This window comes from Quadrisphaera sp. KR29, assembly GCF_052644995.1.
In genome coordinates this window covers 95,417-113,374 of sequence record NZ_JBQXXG010000003.1, presented here as the reverse complement: position 1 = coordinate 113,374, position 17,958 = coordinate 95,417, and the positions used below count along the sequence as shown (strand labels likewise).

Below are 17,958 nucleotides of genomic sequence, written 5' to 3'. Positions count from 1 at the left end.
TCAGAAGAAGCCGAGCTTGTCCGGGGAGTAGCTGACCAGCATGTTCTTGGTCTGCTGGTAGTGGTCGAGCATCATCTTGTGGTTCTCGCGGCCGATGCCCGACTGCTTGTACCCGCCGAACGCCGCGTGCGCCGGGTAGGCGTGGTAGTTGTTCACCCACACCCGGCCGGCCTGGATGCCGCGGCCCAGGCGGTAGGCGGTGTTGGCGTCGCGGGTCCACACCCCGGCGCCCAGGCCGTAGAGGGTGTCGTTGGCGATGCGCAGCGCGTCGTCCTCGTCGGAGAACTTCGTCACCGAGACCACCGGGCCGAAGATCTCCTCCTGGAAGATCCGCATCGAGTTGGAGCCCTCGAAGATGGTCGGCTCGATGTAGTAGCCGTCCGGGTAGCCCTCCACGGTGCGCTTCCCGCCGCCGGTGCGGACGGTGGCGCCCTCGTCCCGGCCGATCTGCAGGTAGCTGAGGATCTTCTCCTGCTGGTCGTTGCTCGCCTGCGCGCCGATCATCGTGGCGGTGTCGAGCGGGTCGCCGGAGACGATCGCCTCCACGCGCTTCGTGGCGCGGTCCATGAACTCGTCGTAGATCGACTCGTGCACCAGCGCGCGCGAGGGGCAGGTGCAGACCTCGCCCTGGTTGAGGGCGAACATCGCGAAGCCCTCGAGCGCCTTGTCCAGGAAGCTGTCGTCGGCGGCCATGACGTCCGGCATGAAGACGTTGGGGCTCTTGCCGCCCAGCTCCAGGGTCACCGGGATGAGGTTCTGCGAGGCGTACTGCATGATCAGCCGGCCCGTGGTCGTCTCGCCGGTGAAGGCGACCTTGGCGATCCGGTCGGAGGAGGCCAGCGGCTTGCCCGCCTCGGCGCCGAAGCCGTTGACCACGTTGAGCACGCCGTCGGGCAGCAGGTCGCCGATGAGCTCGACGACCTTGAGGATCGACCACGGCGTCTGCTCGGCGGGCTTGAGCACCACGCAGTTGCCGGCCGCGAGCGCGGGGGCCAGCTTCCAGACGGCCATGAGGATCGGGAAGTTCCACGGGATGATCTGCCCGACCACGCCGAGCGGCTCGTGGAAGTGGTAGGCGACGGTGGAGTCGTCGATGGGCGAGATGCCGCCCTCCTGGGCGCGGATGGCGCCGGCGAAGTAGCGGAAGTGGTCCACCGCCAGCGGCAGGTCGGCGTTGAGCGTCTCGCGGACGGCCTTGCCGTTCTCCCAGCACTCGGCGACCGCGAGCTCCTCGAGGTGCTCCTCGATGCGGTCGGCGATCTTGTTGAGGATGTTCGCGCGCTGCGCCGGGCTGGTGCGGGCCCAGGTGTCCTTGACGCCGTGGGCGGCCTCCAGCGCCAGGTCGACGTCGGCCTTGGTCGAGCGCGCCACGTGGGTGAAGGTGTGCCCGGTGACGGGCGAGACGTTGTCGAAGTACCGGCCCTCCACCGGCGGGACCCACTTGCCGCCGATGTAGTTGTCGTAGCGCTCCTCGAAGCTGACGAGAGCGCCCTCGGTGCCGGGCTGGGCGTAGGCCATCGCGAACCTCCTGCTCGACCTCAGTGTCGTGCTCCCCGGGAGGGGATGGCCGATGCTCGCCCGCGCCCGGTTGGCGCCTGGTTGGTCGGCTCCCGGGGCGGCCCGCCGGGCCGCTCGGGCGGGCGGCCCGGCGGGCCGCTCACGCGGCCTGCGGCTGCCCGGGCGCGGGGGGCTCGGGCGGCAGCGGCGCCTGCGGCCGGGTCAGCGCCTCGCGCGAGGTGCGCCGGTCGGCGCTCCAGGTGGTCACCGCCGCCCAGGCGACCGCGGCCAGCGGCACCGAGAGCACCGCACCCACGATGCCGCCCAGCACGGTGCCCGCCGTCAGGGCCAGGAGGATGGCCAGGGGGTGCAGGGAGAGCGCGCGGCCCAGCAGCAGCGGCTGCAGGAGGTTGCCCTCCAGCTGGTTGACGGCCACGACGATGCCGATGACCACCAGCGCGGCGACGGGTCCGTTGGTGACCAGGGCGACCAGCGCGGCGAGCACCCCGGCCGCGACCGCCCCCACGATGGGGACGAACGCCGCCACGAAGGTGACCAGCGCGATGGGCAGGGCCAGCGGCACGCCCACGATCGCGGTGCCGGCGCCGATGAAGACGGCGTCGACCAGCGCGACGGTGGCCGTGCCGCGCACGTAGCCGCCCAGGACGCCCGCGGCGGAGTGGCCCACCCGCTCGAGCCGGCGGTGCCTGGCCCCGTGGGTGCCGCTGATGAGGAAGGCCCAGATCCGCGGGCCGTCCTTGAGGAAGTAGAACAGCACGAACAGGGCCAGCACGGTGCCCGTGGCCACCTGCGCGGCGGCGTTCAGGCCGGCCAGGGCGCCGGAGCGGAAGCCCGCACCGGTGAGGACGCCGACGGCCGCCTCGCGGGCCTGGTCGACCTGGGCGTCGCTGACCGGCAGCCCGCCCTCGCTGATGAGCCGCTGCACCTGGGCGAGGCCCTCCTGGGCGCTGGCCTGCAGCTGCGGCCACTGCCCCTGCACGGCGCCGACCACCGCCCACACGACCAGCCCCAGCAGCACCAGGCCGCTGAGCAGGACGGTGGCGGTGGCGAGCCCGCGCCCCATGCCCCGCCGCACCAGCCACCTCACCAGCGGGCTGGCGGCAGCGGCGACCAGGGCGGCGATGAGCACGGGCACCACGACCAGCTGCAGCCGGATCGAGGCGAAGACCAGCAGGGCGGCGAGGACGACCACCAGCAGCAGCTGCGCGCAGCGCGTGGCGGTGCGCCCCAGGCCGTCGGCCCACGGGGAGGTCGGCGGCTTGGCCAGCACCGGGGGCTCGACGACCTGCTCCTCGGCGCCCTCGGCCCCCTCGGTGGGCGGGGCGGGCGGGGCGCCCTCCGGCTGCGGCTGGGCGTCGTCGGTGGACCGGCGGAGACCGGCACGAGCGGGGAGGTGCACGGCACGACGCTCCTGCACGGCGGCGGGGCTGTCCACCGGAGGGCGGACGACCCGGGTGCGTCGCCGGCCGGCTCCTACTCCTCGGCCGCCTTCAGGCGGGCCGCCAGCAGCGCCCGGGAGGGCGCCCCCGTGGGCGCGGCGGCCAGCGCCGCGGCGAGCACCTCGGCGTCCCACGGGCACGTGCGGGCCCAGCGCAGGGCGGCCTCGGCCACCGGCGCGGCCAGCAGCGCCTCCCGCACCGCGCACGTGACGTAGCTGGCGGTCTGGCGCAGTTCCGGGGACTCGGTGCCGGCCAGCAGGTCACCGCCGTAGCGCTCCGCCGCCGCCGCGGGCTCGCCCTGCGCGACGGCGTCCAGGACGGCGTCGACGTCCGTGCGGACCGGCAGCGCCAGGCGGTACGGCCGTGAGGTCAGCGCCCCGCCGAGGGCGGCCCGCACGTGGCTGACCTCGGCCTTGAGGGTGGAGGTGGTGACGGGGGCGTCGCCGTACAGCGAGGCGTGCAGCTCGGGCAGCGACAGGCCCTCCGGGTGCAGTGCCAGCAGCGCGAGCACCTCCAGCTGGCGCCGGGTCAGCGGCAGCCGGCGGCCGCCCAGGCGCGCCTCCCCCGGCCCCAGCAGCGTCAGCTCGAGCACCTGCGGGGTGGGCTGGTCCAGCCCCTGCGAGGGGCCCGCGGTGGAGGCCGCGTGCTGCACCAGCTGGGCCAGCGCCCCGGCCGTGGCCGGTCCCAGCGGCTGCGCCCGGTCCCAGGTGGTGGACAGGTCGACGACCCCGAGGGCGCGCCCCGTGCGCTCGTCGTAGACCGGCGCCGCCCAGCAGACCCAGCCCTCCACGGCGTGGGCGTAGTGCTCGGCCGACCAGACCGTGGACAGCGTCCCCGTGCGCAGCGCCAGGTCCAGGGCGTTGGTCCCCACGCTGGCCTCGTCCCAGCGGCCTCCGGGGGCGAAGCCGACGGACTCCGCCCGGCGCCGCATCACCCGCCCCGCCGAGGTCCACAGGATCCGCGCCGAGGCGTCGGTGACGGCGACGACGAGGTCGCCGTCCTCCGCCGCCCGCTCCAGCTGCGGCCCCATGACGCGCACCGCGTGCTGCAGCGGGGAGCCCCGCCACACCCGCTCGACGTCGTGGGGGTCGGACATCGGCGCCACGTCGAGGTCGGGCGCCACGGTGGCGGCCGAGCGCGCCCAGCTGGCGCGGATCTCCTCGCGCACCCCCTCCGGTCCGGCGGCGGAGGAGCGCAGCGCTCCGCGCGCCGAGGCGATCTCGGCGCGGCGCCGCCGCGCCTCCACCGTCACCGTCACAGGGCCTCCCCCGCAGGACTCACCCGGCGTCCTCGCCGGGTGTCGGGCCCAGGGTAGGCGCCGCCGGCCGCGGGGGGCCAGGGCCGCAGGCCGCAGCGGCCCCGCGACCACCCCTGCGGCCCCGCGGTCAGCCCAGCTCGGCCGGGTCGGCGAGGACCAGGACGGGGCGGACGGCGCCGTCGCGCTGCTCGACCAGCGCCACGAGCGCGCCGTCGGGCCCGAGCACCGCGACGGGCGGCGCGCCGGGCCCGGCGGGCGGCGCCGGGAGGTCGACCTGGCCGCTGCCCAGGCGCTGCCCCAGCGCGAGGCGGCGGGCCAGCGCGGCGTCGACCCGGGCCACGGGGAAGACCCGGCGGGCGGCCTCGGCCAGCGGCAGCAGGTGCGCCGCCGCCCCGTCGTCGACGAGGCGGTCCAGGCCCACGGCGTCGGCCTCGGTGAAGGTGCCCACCCGCGTGCGGCGCAGCGCCGTGAGGGACCCGCCGACGCCCAGGGAGGCCCCCGCGTCACGGGCCAGGGCGCGCACGTAGGTGCCGGAGCTGACCACCACGCGCACGTCGGCGTCCAGCGCCGCGACCTGCGGGGCGCGCTCGTCGCGGGCGGGGCGCACCTGCAGCACCTCGAAGGCGCTGACGACCACCGGGCGGGCCGCCAGGACGACCTCCTGGCCCGCCCGGACCAGGGCGTGCGCCCGCTGGCCGTCGACCTTCTTGGCGCTGACGGTGCTGGGCACCTGCTCGAAGGCGCCGGTCAGGGCCGCGGCCGCGCGCTCGACGTCGGCGCGGACCAGGTGGGAGGCGTCGGCGCGGGCGAGGACGTCCCCGTCGGCGTCGTCGGTGTGGGTGGCCACCCCCAGCCGCACCGTGGCCAGGTACTCCTTCTCGGCGCCCACGAGGTGCGTCAGCAGGCGGGTGGCCCGCTCCACCCCGACCAGCAGCACCCCGGTGGCACCGGGGTCGAGGGTGCCGGCGTGCCCGACCCGGCGGGTCCCCGCGGCGCGGCGCACGCGCGAGACGACGTCGTGGCTGGTCATCCCCGCCGGCTTGTCGACGACGAGGAGGCCGCTGGGGGCGGGTCCGCTGCGGCGCTGCTGCACCCCGCCACCCAACCAGGCCGCCCGCGGGGTCCCCCGGACGGGTGCGGCGGGAGGCGCCCGGGGTCGCGCGCCCTCCAGCGCGCTCCCCCGCAGACCGATGACGTGAGCATGAGAAGGCGCTCAGCAGCGAGCCGCCCCGGCCGGCCGGTGGTCGCGACCCCGCACGTGCTCGGCCGCACCACCGGCCTGTTCTACTGCGCCGGCGGGTTCGCGGTCCTCCTCGGCGCCCTCGTCGAGCCCGCGCGCAGCGGCTGGCTGTTCTTCGTCGCCGCCGTCGCCGGCCTGACCGGCGCCGCGGTGCTGGGCTGGGGGACGCGCCTGCCGCACCAGGCCTTCCACGTGCTGGTCGCCGCGGGCACCGGGCTGATCACCCTGGCCGTGGTCGCGGCTCCGGCGCCGCTGACCGGCCTGGCGCTGGCCGGGATCTACACGTTCGTGGCCATCGACGTCTTCTACTACTTCCGCGGGCTGCCGGCGCTGGCGCAGCTCGCCCTGCTCCTCCTGACGGCCACCGCGGCCACCACCGCGCGGGGCGCCGACCCGCTCACCGCCGCCGCCTTCCTGGTGGTGCTCGTCGCGGTGGCCGTGGCCATCGGCGACCTCGCGGCCCGGGCCTCCTCGGCGGCCAGCGACCCGCTCACCGGGCTGCTCAACCGCCGCAGCTTCGAGCGCGCCGTCGAGGTCGCCGTGGCCGACGCGGAGCGCACCGGGGCCCCGGTGGTGCTGGCGCTGCTCGACGTCGACGGCTTCAAGGAGGTCAACGACAGCCGCGGCCACAGCGGTGGTGACGAGCTGCTGCGCTCGCTGGCCGTGGCGCTGCGCGCCCACCTGCCGGAGGAGGCGGTGGTGGCGCGCCTCGGCGGGGACGAGTTCGCCGTCCTGCTGACCCGGACCAGCGAACAGGACGCGCTGCCCCTGCTGGAGCAGGCGCGCCGCCGCGCGGGCCACCCCACGTCCCTCGGAGCTGCCGCGCTGCTGCCGCACGAGGCCGTCAGCGAGGTGTCCCGCCGCGCGGACGCGGCCCTGTACCGCGCCAAGCAGCTGGGTCGGGACAGGACGGTGCTCGCCGACGCCGCCAGCGGCCACCTCGCCCGCGACCTCGCGGCCTCGCTGGCGAGCGCCGACGGCGGCGGGCTGCGCGTGGTGCTCCAGCCGCTGGTGGACGTGGGCACCGCGGAGGTGCTGGCCGTCGAGGCGCTGCTGCGCTGGGACCACCCCGCCCGCGGCGCGGTGCCCCCGTGCGAGTTCGTCCAGGTGGCCGAGCGCTCCGGGCTGGTCGGCGCCCTCGGGGCGTTCGCGCTGCGCAGCGCCGTCCGTGAGGCGGTCGCCCTGCGCGCGCACCGCCCCGGCCTGGTGCTGACCGTCAACGCCTCCGGCCACGAGCTGCTGGACGACGGGTACGCCGCCCACCTGCTCGCCGAGCTGGCCAGCGCGGGGCTGCCCCCGGCGGCGCTGGTGCTGGAGGTGACCGAGAGCGTGGTCGAGGGCAGCGCCGCCGCCGCGCTGCGCACCCTCGAGAGCCTGCGCACCTCCGGGGTGCGCGTGGCCGTGGACGACTTCGGCGCCGGCTACTCCACCTTCTCCCGGCTCACGGAGATGCCGGCCGACTTCCTCAAGCTCGACGGCGCGCTGCTGGCCGCCGCCAGCGCCTCACCGCGCCACCGCCGCCTCTTCGAGGCAGCGCTCAACGTCGGGGCGGCGCTGGGGATGGACGTCGTGGCCGAGGGCGTGGAGACCGCCGAGCAGGCGGCCCTGCTCGCCGAGCTCGGCTGCCGCTACGGGCAGGGCTACTTCTACTCCCGCCCGGCGCCGGCGGAGCAGCTGCTGGCGCAGTGGTCCGAGCGGGGTGCGCCGCTGGCGACCGCGCCGGGAGCGGCGAGCGCCTAGCGGCCTCGCGCCGCCGGGTCCTCGTCGGCGGGGGCGTCCTCGTCGGCGTCGTCGGCAGCGCCCTCGGGGGCGTCGTCGGCGTCGTCGTCGTGCTCGGCGGGCCTGCGGTACGGGTCAGCCTCCCCGGCGTAGGTGGCGCCCGACGCCAGCGCCGCGACCTGCGCGTCGTGGGCGGCGGTCTTGACCAGCACGTCGTCGAAGTGGGCCGAGGTCTCCGGCAGGGCGTCGGCGACGAACTCCAGCGTCGGGGTGAGCCGCACCCCGGTGCGCCGGCCGACCTCGGAGCGCAGGACGCCCTTGGCGCTGGCCAGGGCCGCGGCCGTGCCAGCGCGCGCCTCGTCGTCGCCGTAGACGGTGTAGAAGACCGTCGCGTGCTGCAGGTCCCCGGTGACGCGGGCGTCGGTGACGGTGATGAAGCCCAGGCGCGGGTCCTTGATGCGGCGCTCGAGGGTCTCGGCGACGACGACCTTGATGCGGTCGGCGAGCTTGCGGGCGCGTGCCGGGTCGGCCACGGCTTCCTCCAGGTGGTTCAGTCGTCGTCGCTGTGGATCATGGTGTGGGCGGAGAGCAGCTGCACCTCGGGGTCGTCGGCGACGACCCGCTCGGCGGCGTCCAGCACGCGCTGGACGTGGGCGACGTCGCCCGCGACGACGGCGACCGACAGCTCGGCCCTGCGGTGCAGGTCCTGGTGGCCGGTCTCGGCCGCGCTGACCTCGAGCCGCTTCAGCTGGGCGAGCAGCGGGCGCACCACGGCCCGCTTGTGCTTGAGGGAGTGGACGTCGCCGAGCAGCAGGTCGACGACGAGGGCGCCTACGTACACGGTCGTTCGCTCCGCACGGAGACCGCTGCCCCGGTGATCATGGGGTCCGCCACCTGCGGAGGTGGCGGACGCCCATGATCACGGTCGGGAGAGGGTCAGGCGCGGGGCTTCTCCCGCATCTCGAACGTCTCGATGACGTCGCCCTCCTTGATGTCGTTGAAGCTGCCCAGGCCGATGCCGCACTCGAAGCCGTCACGGACCTCGGTCGCGTCGTCCTTGAACCGCCGCAGCGACTCGATGGTGAGGTCGTTGCCGACCACGACACCGTCGCGGGTGAGGCGCGCCTTGGAGTTGCGGCGGATCGTGCCGCTGCGCACCAGGGACCCGGCGATGTTGCCGAACTTGGAGGAGCGGAACACCTCGCGCACCTCGGCGGTGCCGAGCTGCACCTCCTCGTACTCCGGCTTGAGCAGGCCGCGCAGCGCCTGCTCGACGTCGTCGATGGCCTGGTAGATCACCGAGTAGTAGCGCATGTCGATGCCCTCGCGCTCGGCCAGGTCGGCCACGCGCTCAGCAGGACGCACGTTGAACCCGATGATCACGGCGTTGTCGACCGTGGCCAGGTTGACGTCGTTCTGGGTGATGGCACCCACGCCGCGGTGGATGATCCGCAGCTCGACGTCGTCGCTCACCTCGATGCCCAGCAGGGCGTCCTCGAGCGCCTCGACCGAGCCGGACCCGTCGCCCTTGATGATGAGGTTGAGGGTCTCGACCTTGCCGGCGGCCAGGGCCTCGTTGAGGTCCTCCAGGCTGATGCGCTTGCGGCGCTTGGCCAGGCTGGCCGCGCGGGCCGCGGACTCGCGGCGCTCGGCGATCTGGCGGGCCGTGCGGTCGTCCGGGGCCACCAGGAAGGTGTCACCGGCGCCGGGCACGGCCGTGAGGCCGAGCACGAGGACCGGCCGCGAGGGCGTGGCCTCCTCGACCGTCTCGCCGTTCTCGTCGAGCATGGCGCGGACGCGGCCGAAGCCGTTGCCCGCCACGATCGCGTCGCCGACGCGCAGGGTGCCGGACTGCACCAGCACCGTGGCGACCGGGCCGCGGCCCTTGTCGAGGTGGGCCTCGATGGCCACGCCGCGGGCGTCCTTGTCGGGGTTGGCCCGCATGTCGAGCGCCGCGTCGGCGGTGAGCAGGACGGCCTCGAGGAGGTCGTCGATGCCCTGCCGCTTCAGCGCGCTGATCGGCACGAACATGGTGTCGCCGCCGTACTGCTCGGCCACCAGGTTGTACTCGGTCAGCTGCTGCATGACCTTGTCGGGGTTCGCCCCCTCCTTGTCGACCTTGTTGACCGCCACCACGATCGGCACGCCGGCGGCCTGCGCGTGGTTGAGGGCCTCGATCGTCTGGGGCATCACGCCGTCGTCCGCCGCGACCACGAGGATCGCGATGTCCGTCACCTGGGCACCGCGTGCGCGCATGGCGGTGAACGCCTCGTGGCCCGGGGTGTCGATGAAGGTGATCGCCCGGTCGACGCCCTCGTGCTCGGTGTGCACCTGGTAGGCGCCGATCGCCTGGGTGATGCCGCCCGCCTCGCCCGCCACCACGTCGGTGGAGCGGATCGCGTCGAGCAGCTTGGTCTTCCCGTGGTCGACGTGGCCCATGACGGTGACCACCGGAGGACGGGCCTCCAGGTCGTCGTCGTCCTCGGCCTCCAGCTCGGCGTCGAGGTCGATGTCGAAGCCGGCGAGCAGCTCACGCTCCTCGTCCTCCGGCGACACGATCTGCACGTCGTAGCCGAGCTCGGAGCCGAGCAGGCGGAAGGTGTCCTCGTCGAGGGACTGCGTGGCGGTCGCCATCTCACCGAGGTGGAACAGCACCGTCACCAGCGACGCGGGGTTGGCGTCGATGCGCTCGGCGAAGTCGGTCAGCGAGGCGCCGCGGCGCAGCCGGATGACGGTGGTGCCGTCACCGCGGCGGACCTGCACGCCGCCGACGCTCGGGGCCTGCATGGCCTCGAACTCCTGGCGCTTCGCGCGCTTCGACTTGCGCCCGCGGACGGGACGGCCGCCGGAGCGGCCGAAGGCGCCCTGCGTGCCGCCGCGACCGCGACCGCCCTTGCCGAAGCCGCCGCCGACGGGACCGCCGCCGGGACGGCCCGGGGCGCCGCCGCCGCCGCCGGGGCGACCGGGGCCGCCGGGACGGCCCGGAGCGCCGCCACGGGCGGGGGCGCCGGGGCGCCCGACGCTGGAGCGGCCGGGCATCATGCCCGGGTTGGGGCGGGGACCGCCGGGGCGCGGACCACCCGGACGGGGACCGCCGGGACGGTCGCCGGCGCCGGCGGCCGGGGCGCCGGGAGCACCCGGGGCGCCGGGGGCCTGCGGGCGCGGGGAGCCCGTGCGCATGCCCTGGCTGGCGGCGAAGGGGTTGTTGCCCGGGCGGGGAGCGCCCGGTCGCGGGGCGCCGGCGCGCATGCCCTGGCTGGGCGCGAACGGGTTGTTGCCCGGGCGCGCGGGAGCACCGGGACGGGCGCCCGAGGGGGTGCCACCCGGAGCGGCCGGACCGCCCGGACGCGGCGCGGGGCCACCAGGCGCGGGACGCCCGGGGGTCGGGGCACCCGGACGCGGCGCGGAGCCGCCGGGGGCCGGACGGCCCGGGGCGGGCGCGCCGGGAGCGGCCGGGGCCGAGGGCGCCGGACCCGCAGCCGGGCGCGCCGGGGCGGGCTGCTGCGGGCGCGCCGCAGGGGCGGGCGCGCTGGCAGCCGGTGCAGCGGCCGGAGCCGCAGCGGCGGCCGGGGCGCTGGCGGCGGGAGCCGGGGCGCTGGGGGCCGGTGCGGGCGCGGCCGGGGCAGCGGGCGCGGCGGGGACCGGCGCGGCCGGGGGGGCCGAATGCGCAGCGGCACGGGGGCCGGGGCGCACGGCGCCCGGCGTCGGCGCCGGGCGCGCGGGGGCGGAAGGCGCAGCAGCGGAGCTGCCGCCGGAGGCGGCGTACTCCGACTTGAGCTTGCGCACGACGGGGGGCTCGATGGTCGAGCTGGGTGACTTCACGAACTCGCCCATGTCCTGAAGCTTGGACATGAGCGCCTTGCTCTCTACGCCGAACTCCTTGGCGAGCTCGTAGACCCGGACCTTTGCCACATCTCTCCTCGTCCGGTCCGGGCCGGACAGGCTCGGACCGTGGTCAGTGCTGGGGGGTGCTCATCGCTGGAGGCTCATCGGGTGCCCATCAGGTGATGACCCGCTCTCGGTGCTCGTGGACGGCTGGACTGGTGCTCCGCGCTGCTGCAGGTGCTCCCGGACGGCGCCGGCGTCGAGCGGGCCCGGCAGGCGCAGGGCCCGCGGGAACGCACGCCGGCGCTCCGCGAGGTCCAGGCAGGCCGGTGAGGGGTGCAACCAGGCTCCCCGCCCCGGCAGCCGGGCACCGGGATCGGGGACGAGGACCGCTGGGGCCCCGCTCCGGTCCGCGACGACGCGCAGCAACCGCGACCGGTCACCCCGACGGCGGCAGCCCACGCACGTCCGCTGCGGCTCGGTGGGAGCTGCGGGCGGGGTCGGGGGCTGCCCGGCGGAGGGGCCGGCACTCACGAGTCTAACGCTCCCGGCGTCCGGCGGATTCCGGCCGGCCCGCCGGGGTCGCGGGGCCGGCCCCGGGCGCCTCGGCGTCGGAGCGGATGTCGATGCGCCAGCCGGTCAGGCGCGCCGCCAGGCGGGCGTTCTGCCCCTCCTTGCCGATGGCCAGGGAGAGCTGGAAGTCCGGGACCACCACGCGAGCGGCCCGGGCTGCGGCGTCGACCACCTCGACCGAGACCACGCGGGAGGGCGAGAGCGCGTTGCCCACGAAGCGGGCGGGGTCGTCGTCCCAGTCGACGATGTCGATCTTCTCGCCGTGCAGCTCCGCCATGACCGCCCGCACCCGCGCGCCCATCGGGCCGATGCACGCGCCCTTGGGGTTGACGCCGGGGCGGGTGGCGCGCACCGCGACCTTGGTGCGGTGCCCGGCCTCGCGCGCCAGCGCCATGATCTCCACGGTGCCGTCGGCGACCTCGGGGACCTCGAGGGCGAACAGCGCGCGCACCAGGTCCGGGTGGGTCCGCGAGACCGTGATGGACGGGCCCTTGGGCGTGCGGCGCACCGAGACGACGAAGGCGCGCAGGCGCTGCCCGTGCGGGTAGGACTCCCCCGGCACCTGCTCGCTGGGCGGCATGACGGCCTCGACCCCGCCCACCTCCAGGTGCACCAGGCGCGGGTCGTGGCCCTGCTGGACCACGCCGCTGATGATGTCGCCCTCCCGGCCGGCGAAGGCGCCGAGCACCTGCTCGTCCTCGGCGGCGCGCAGGCGCTGCAGGATCACCTGGCGGGCGGTGCCGGCGGCGACCCGGCCGAAGCCCTTCGGGGTGTCGTCGTACTCGCGCAGCACGGCGCCGTCCTCGCCGAGCTCGGCGGCCAGGACGACCACGTGGCCGCTCCTGCGGTCCAGCTCGACCCGGGCGCGCGGCTGGGCACCCTCGGTGCGGTGGTAGGCCACCAGCAGCGCCTGCTCGATGGCCGTCACCAGCACCTCGAGGGGGATCTCGCGCTCGCGCTCCACGGCGCGCAGCGCCGCCATGTCGATGTCCACGTCAGTCCTCGTCCTCGTCCAGCTCGTCGTCAGCGCCCTCGGCGTCGTCCCCGGTCCAGTCCTCGCCCGCCCCGCCGGCGGCTCGGGAGAACTCCACCTGCACGCGCCCGGTCCCGAGCTCGGCCCAGGCGGTGCGCCGCTGGTCGCCGTCGACGTCGAGGACCACGCCGTCGTCGTCGACGGCCACCACGCGCCCGGTGGTGGCGGCGCCGGCGACGGGCACGGACACCAGCCGCGTGCGCGCCCGCGACCAGTGGCGGCGCTCGGTCAGCGGCCGGGACACGCCCGGGGAGCCCACCTCCAGCACGTAGGGGCGGTCGCCCAGCACGTCGTCCACGGAGTCCATGGCCGCGCCCACGGCCCGCGAGACGGTCGCGAGCTGGTCGGAGGAGACGGCGCCGACCGCCTCGTCGGGCAGGTCGACCACCACGCGCACGACGGTGCGGGCCCCGGCGCGGGCGAGCTCGACCTCCTCCAGCACCAGGCCGCTGCTGAGGACGGCGGGCTCGACGGCGGCGACGACGCGGTCGTGCACGGCCTGGGGGGCTGGCACGCGGACTCCTGGGGTCTCGGAGGCTCGGGGGACCTGAGAACCCTAGTCGCCGCGCGAGGGTGCCCGGAGCGGCTCGCGCGGCGGCCGGCGGTGGCAGGATCACCTGGCGTGCCGACCTCCCCCACGCGGCGCGCCGTCCTGCTGGCCCTGCCCGCCGCCGCGGCGCTGGCCGGCTGCTCGACCCCGTGGGGGCGGCTTCGGGTGCAGCCGCTGGGCGGGGACCCGCCCCCGTCCCCGCCGCCCCCGGGGCCCGACGAGCTGGCCCGCCGCTCCGCGGTGGAGGCGGTGCAGGGCGTGCTGGGGCGCGCGGGCGGGCTGGACCCCGCCCTGGCCGGGCCGCTGGGGTCTGCGCTGGCCGAGCAGCTGGAGGCCCTCGGGGAGCAGCCCGCCACGGCCTCGGCACCCCCCGCGGCGGCAGGGACCGCGGCGGCGCCGGGGACGACGACGACCGCGCCGGCCGCGTCCCCGGCCGCTCCGGCCCCGACGACCCCGGCCGAGGTGGCCGCCGCGGCGCGCGACGCCGCGCAGACCGCCTCGGCGGACCTGGCGGGCGTCGCCGGAGGGACCGCGCGCCTGCTCGCCTGCGTGGCCGCCGGGCTCGAGGCCGCCCGCGCCTGGCTCCTCAGCGGCGAGCCGCCGCCGACGGGACCGACGCAGCCGCCGGCACCGGGCTCGTCGTCGTCGCCCTCCTCCTCCGGACCGGCCGGCCCCGCCGGCTCCCCCACCCCGGCCCAGCCCTCCGGGGAGCAGGCGGCGCTCGTGGCGGCGCTGGGCGTGGAGCAGGCCGCCGAGTACGGCTACGGGGTGCTCGCCGTGCGCCTGGGCGGCGCCGATCGGGACCTGGCGGTGGGACTGCTCGCCACCCACGGCCGCCTGGTGGAGCAGCTGCGCGAGCAGCTGCTGGCCCTGGGCGCGCAGCCGCCGGCGCCCCAGCCGGCCTGGGCGCTGCCGTCCCCGGTCACCGACGCCGCGGGAGCGCTGGCGCTGGCCCAGCAGCTGGAGGCCGCCTCGGCCGCGGCCTGGGCGGACCTGGTGGCCGCGGCGGACCGCGAGCGGCGGGCCGCCGCGGCGGACCAGCTGGTCCTGGCGGCGCAGCGCTGGCAGCAGTGGCGCGCCGCCGCCGGGGTGCCGGGCCCCGTGGGCCTGCCCGGCCTGTCGGGGCGCTGACCGGCGGTGCGCCGGGCGGCCCGGCCGGGCGGCCCGGGCAGTGCGCCACCTCCGCTCAGCCCAGCAGCGGCGCCAGCACCTGCCACCCCAGGCGCAGCACGAGCGCCCCGACCACCACGAGGAAGACCGCCCTCACGAAGCCGCTGCCGCGGGCGACCGCGGTGCGGGCGCCCAGGTACCCGCCCAGGACGTTGGCGACGGCCATGGACAGCCCGAGCCCCCAGACCACGGACCCGGCGAGGGTGAACACCACCAGCGCCCCGAGGTTGGTGGCGGCGTTGACGACCTTGGCGACGGCGCTGGCCGGCAGGAACGCGTAGCCGAGCCCGACGAGCCCGGCCACGAGGAAGGACCCGGTGCCCGGGCCCAGCGCGCCGTCGTAGAGGCCCACCAGCCCGCCCAGGGCCGCCGCGGACAGCGCGTGGCGGCGCCCGTCGTAGCGCAGCGCTGCCGACTCCGCCGGCGGCGGCCGCAGCAGGGTCCACGCCGCCACCGCCACCAGCGCCACGAGCACCACCGGGCGCAGCGCACCGGCCGGCACCCAGTGCGCCAGCGCCGCTCCCCCGCCGGCGGCCAGCCCCGCGACCAGCGCCATCGGGACGGCGGTGCGCAGGTCGACGCGCACGCGCCGCGCGTAGGTGACCGCGCTCGTCGTCGTCCCCGCGAACCCGGCCAGCTTGTTGGTGGCCAGCGCCTGGACGGGGCTGATCCCCGGCACCAGGAGCAGCGCGGGCAGCTGGACGAGGCCGCCGCCGCCGACCACCGCGTCCACCCAGCCCGCCGCGAGCGCGGCGAGCAGGAGCAGCGCGAGGACCTCGGGGGTCAGCCCCTCGAGCCCGAGCAGCGGCGTCAGCCGCGCACGAGCGCGACGAGGTGGTGCGCGGCGTCCTCGACCGGCACGTCGGTGCGCTCGCCGGTGGCGCGGTCGCGGACCTCGACCACGCCGTCGGCCAGGCGCTTGCCCACGGTGACGATGGTGGGCACGCCCACCAGCTCGGCGTCCTTGAACTTCACGCCGGGGCTGACGCGGGCGCGGTCGTCGAGCAGGACGTCGAGGCCGGCGGAGACCAGCTCGGCCGCGAGGCGCTCGCCGCCCTCGACCACGGCGGCGTCCTTGCCGGCGACGACGACGTGCACGTCGACCGGCGCCACCGAGCGCGGCCAGACCAGGCCCAGCTCGTCGTGGCCGGCCTCGGCGATGGCGGCGACGGCGCGCGAGACGCCCACGCCGTAGGAGCCCATCGTGACCGTGACGAGCTTGCCGTTCTCGTCGAGCACCTGCAGGCCCAGGGCCTGGGCGTACTTGCGGCCGAGCTGGAAGATGTGGCCCATCTCCATGCCGCGGGCGGTCTCCAGCGGGCCCGAGCCGTCGGGGGCGGGGTCGCCGTCGCGGACCTCGGCGGCGTCGATGGTGCCGTCGCCGGTGAAGTCGCGCCCGGCCACCAGGCCGAAGACGTGCTTGCCGGGCTGGTCGGCGCCGGTGACCCACGCGGTGCCGGGCGCGACGCGCGGGTCGAGCAGGTAGCGGATGCCCGTGGTGACCGGCTGCCCGTGCTCGTCGGTCTCACCGGTGGGGCGCAGGCCGAGGGCGCCGGGACCGATGTAGCCCTTGACCAGCTCGGGGTGCTGCGCGAACTGCGCCTCGTCGAACGGCTCGACGGTGGCGGGCGAGACGGCGGCCTCGAGGCGCTTGGGGTCGACCTCGCGGTCCCCGGGGACGCCGACGGCCAGCGGCTCGGTGGAGCCGTCGGGGTGGCGCAGCAGCACGAGCACGTTCTTCAGCGTGTCCGCCGCCGCCCAGGGGCGGTCGTCGCGGGGGTGCAGCTGGTTGGAGACCGCCACGAGCGTGTCGATGGTGGGGGTGTCCGGGGTGTCCCTGACGACGGCGGGCGGGGCGTCCTCCCAGCCGACCGGCTCGGGGGCCACGGTGGTCACGGCCTCGACGTTGGCGGCGTACCCGCCGGCGGAGCGGACGTAGGTGTCCTCGCCCTGGGGGCTGGGGTGGAGGAACTCCTCGCTGGCCGAGCCGCCCATGGCGCCGGAGACGGCGGAGACGATGACGTACTCCAGGCCCAGGCGGTCGAAGATGCGGACGTAGGCCTCGCGGTGGCGCTGGTAGGCCTTCTCCAGCCCGGCGTCGTCGACGTCGAAGGAGTAGCTGTCCTTCATGACGAACTCCCGGCCGCGCAGCAGGCCCGCGCGGGGCCGCGCCTCGTCGCGGTACTTCGTCTGCACCTGGTAGAGGCTCAGCGGCAGGTCCTTGTAGGACGAGCACTGGTCCTTCACCAGGAGGGTGAACATCTCCTCGTGGGTGGGCGCGAGGAGGAAGTCGGCGCCGCGGCGGTCCTTGATGCGGAAGATGTTGGGCCCGTAGTCCTCCCACCGGCCGCTGGCCTCGTAGGGCTCCTTCGGCAGCAGCGCGGGGAAGTGGACCTCCTGGGCGCCGATCGCGTCCATCTCCTCGCGGACGACGGCCTCGACCTTCTTGAGCACCCGCAGGCCCAGCGGCAGCCAGGAGAAGCCGCCGGGCGCAGCGCGCCGGATGTATCCGGCGCGCACGAGCAGCTTGTGGCTGGCCAGCTCGGCGTCGGCCGGGTCCTCGCGCAGGGTGCGCAGGAGCAGCGTGGAGGTCCTCAGGAGCACCCCCCGACCCTAGTGCCGCCCCTGCGCGGCCCTCTGCGCGTCCCGCCCGCCGTGCACGCGGCACGGGCTGGTGACGTCGGACGGGCAGAAGCGCCTCATGAGCCGTCACGCGGCCGTGCTGAGCGACGTGTGCACGTCGGCCGTCACGGCGCACCGCCTGGCGGTCCGCTGCAGGACGCCAGCGACCCACGGCCCGTCGAACATCACCTGCTCCCACGCGAAGCGCAGGACGGTCCACCCCTCTGCCACCAGCTCGTCGTAGCGCCGGCAGTCCGCGGCCAGAGCCGACCGGCCACCGTGCCACTCGAAGCTGTCCGCCTCCAGGACCAGCCGCAGCGCCGGGTCGACGAGGTCGGGGCGCAGGCTCCAGCCGTCGAAGTCCATGGGCAGCTGCGGCAGGAGCCCGGTGAGCCCCGCATCGAGGGCGATGCCTCGGAGGGCTGACTCGAACGGGTTGGCCGGCCGCGCGGAGGCGTGCTCGGCGACGCGGCGCACGGCGGCGCGACCGGCTCCCCGCGTCGCCGCGGCTCGGGCCAGCAGCTCGGGGCGGCTCACCAGGCCGCGCCTCAGCGCGGAGTCGGCGACCGCCAGAGCCTCGGGGAGCGGCATCGTGCGCGCGCAGTCGACGACGGTGCGCAGAGGAGTGGTGACCCGGCCGTCGACGTCCTCCGCCGGCAGGTCGGCCCAGTGGCGCACCACCTGGTCGCTGGTGAGCTTGCGGCTGCGCGGGACCGTGACGTGCGGGATCGCCGGCGCGGTGACCAGGTCCATGAGCCACAGCTGGGCCGCGCTGGCGTGGGAGGCGACGCCGCTGACGGCTGCAGCAGCGGCCAGGGGCGCCTTCCCGCTGGACAGCGCGTACGTGCCGCGCGCCAGGCGGACCACACGACCGCTGGACAGCGCGCGCTCGACCGCCCGCCAGTTCCCGCCGATGTCGCGACGGCGGGCGACGCCACCGCGCCGGTACAGCACCCTGCACACCTCATCGACGTCCACGGGTCCACCGTGGCCAGCCGCACCGCCCATTGT

15 protein-coding genes are annotated in these 17,958 nt (G+C 76.5%); 2 read left to right on the top strand and 13 right to left on the bottom strand.

Translation table 11 applies throughout. The annotated features are described in order from the left end of the window. From adh to truB, 4 genes are all read right to left on the bottom strand, one after another. Nucleotides 1-1,518, bottom strand: coding sequence for an aldehyde dehydrogenase (gene adh, locus ACUN9U_RS03965; protein ID WP_445483617.1), 1,518 nt, complete (start codon nucleotides 1,516-1,518; stop codon nucleotides 1-3). Nucleotides 1,519-1,657: 139 nt separating this feature from the next. Further along, complete coding sequence (locus ACUN9U_RS03960) at nucleotides 1,658-2,917, bottom strand: AI-2E family transporter (protein ID WP_445483616.1); 1,260 nt, start codon at nucleotides 2,915-2,917, stop codon at nucleotides 1,658-1,660. 74 nt (nucleotides 2,918-2,991) lie between these two features. Continuing rightward, nucleotides 2,992-4,215 carry a transcriptional regulator gene (locus ACUN9U_RS03955; protein WP_445483615.1) on the bottom strand — a complete coding sequence of 408 codons (1,224 nt, stop codon included), beginning with the start codon at nucleotides 4,213-4,215 and terminating at the stop codon, nucleotides 2,992-2,994. A 127-nt stretch (nucleotides 4,216-4,342) separates the two neighbouring features. Further along, nucleotides 4,343-5,308: a tRNA pseudouridine(55) synthase TruB gene (truB, locus tag ACUN9U_RS03950; protein WP_445483614.1), complete on the bottom strand. Its 966-nt coding sequence runs from the start codon at nucleotides 5,306-5,308 to the stop codon at nucleotides 4,343-4,345. A 108-nt stretch (nucleotides 5,309-5,416) separates the two neighbouring features. On the opposite strand from truB, the gene ACUN9U_RS03945 reads away from it, so the two are divergent. After that, nucleotides 5,417-7,195, top strand: a complete 1,779-nt coding sequence (locus ACUN9U_RS03945) for a putative bifunctional diguanylate cyclase/phosphodiesterase (protein WP_445483613.1) — start codon at nucleotides 5,417-5,419, stop codon at nucleotides 7,193-7,195. On the opposite strand, the gene rbfA is transcribed toward ACUN9U_RS03945, so the two are convergent. The 6 genes from rbfA to rimP all read right to left on the bottom strand — a co-directional run bounded on the left by rbfA (nucleotide 7,192) and on the right by rimP (nucleotide 13,119). Then, complete coding sequence (gene rbfA / locus ACUN9U_RS03940) at nucleotides 7,192-7,707, bottom strand: 30S ribosome-binding factor RbfA (protein WP_445483612.1); 516 nt, start codon at nucleotides 7,705-7,707, stop codon at nucleotides 7,192-7,194. The two genes, ACUN9U_RS03945 and rbfA, sit on opposite strands and share 4 nt — an antisense overlap. A 17-nt stretch (nucleotides 7,708-7,724) precedes the next feature. After that, nucleotides 7,725-8,015 carry a DUF503 domain-containing protein gene (locus ACUN9U_RS03935; protein ID WP_445483611.1) on the bottom strand — a complete coding sequence of 97 codons (291 nt, stop codon included), beginning with the start codon at nucleotides 8,013-8,015 and terminating at the stop codon, nucleotides 7,725-7,727. A 95-nt stretch (nucleotides 8,016-8,110) separates the two neighbouring features. Further along, nucleotides 8,111-11,086 (bottom strand): translation initiation factor IF-2, encoded by a 2,976-nt coding sequence (infB, locus tag ACUN9U_RS03930; RefSeq protein ID WP_445483610.1) that lies wholly within the window; start codon nucleotides 11,084-11,086, stop codon nucleotides 8,111-8,113. A 60-nt stretch (nucleotides 11,087-11,146) separates the two neighbouring features. Further along, nucleotides 11,147-11,461: a YlxR family protein gene (locus ACUN9U_RS03925; RefSeq protein WP_445483735.1), complete on the bottom strand. Its 315-nt coding sequence runs from the start codon at nucleotides 11,459-11,461 to the stop codon at nucleotides 11,147-11,149. A 76-nt stretch (nucleotides 11,462-11,537) separates the two neighbouring features. Next, on the bottom strand, nucleotides 11,538-12,566 hold the full coding sequence (gene nusA / locus ACUN9U_RS03920) for a transcription termination factor NusA (RefSeq protein WP_445483609.1): 1,029 nt from the start codon (nucleotides 12,564-12,566) through the stop codon (nucleotides 11,538-11,540). Nucleotide 12,567: 1 nt separating this feature from the next. Further along, nucleotides 12,568-13,119, bottom strand: coding sequence for a ribosome maturation factor RimP (gene rimP / locus ACUN9U_RS03915; protein WP_445483608.1), 552 nt, complete (start codon nucleotides 13,117-13,119; stop codon nucleotides 12,568-12,570). A gap of 108 nt (nucleotides 13,120-13,227) precedes the next feature. Between rimP and ACUN9U_RS03910 the strand changes: the two genes are divergently transcribed. Further along, nucleotides 13,228-14,286: a DUF4439 domain-containing protein gene (locus ACUN9U_RS03910; protein WP_445483607.1), complete on the top strand. Its 1,059-nt coding sequence runs from the start codon at nucleotides 13,228-13,230 to the stop codon at nucleotides 14,284-14,286. 55 nt (nucleotides 14,287-14,341) lie between these two features. Here the strand turns inward: ACUN9U_RS03910 and ACUN9U_RS03905 are convergent, their stop codons facing one another. The 3 genes from ACUN9U_RS03905 to ACUN9U_RS03895 form a co-directional block, all read right to left on the bottom strand. Then, nucleotides 14,342-15,130 (bottom strand): TSUP family transporter, encoded by a 789-nt coding sequence (locus tag ACUN9U_RS03905; protein ID WP_445483734.1) that lies wholly within the window; start codon nucleotides 15,128-15,130, stop codon nucleotides 14,342-14,344. A 5-nt stretch (nucleotides 15,131-15,135) separates the two neighbouring features. Then, nucleotides 15,136-16,929, bottom strand: coding sequence for a proline--tRNA ligase (locus ACUN9U_RS03900; RefSeq protein WP_445483606.1), 1,794 nt, complete (start codon nucleotides 16,927-16,929; stop codon nucleotides 15,136-15,138). A 105-nt stretch (nucleotides 16,930-17,034) separates the two neighbouring features. Continuing rightward, nucleotides 17,035-17,925: a hypothetical protein gene (locus tag ACUN9U_RS03895; RefSeq protein WP_445483605.1), complete on the bottom strand. Its 891-nt coding sequence runs from the start codon at nucleotides 17,923-17,925 to the stop codon at nucleotides 17,035-17,037. Nucleotides 17,926-17,958 lie beyond the last annotated feature (33 nt).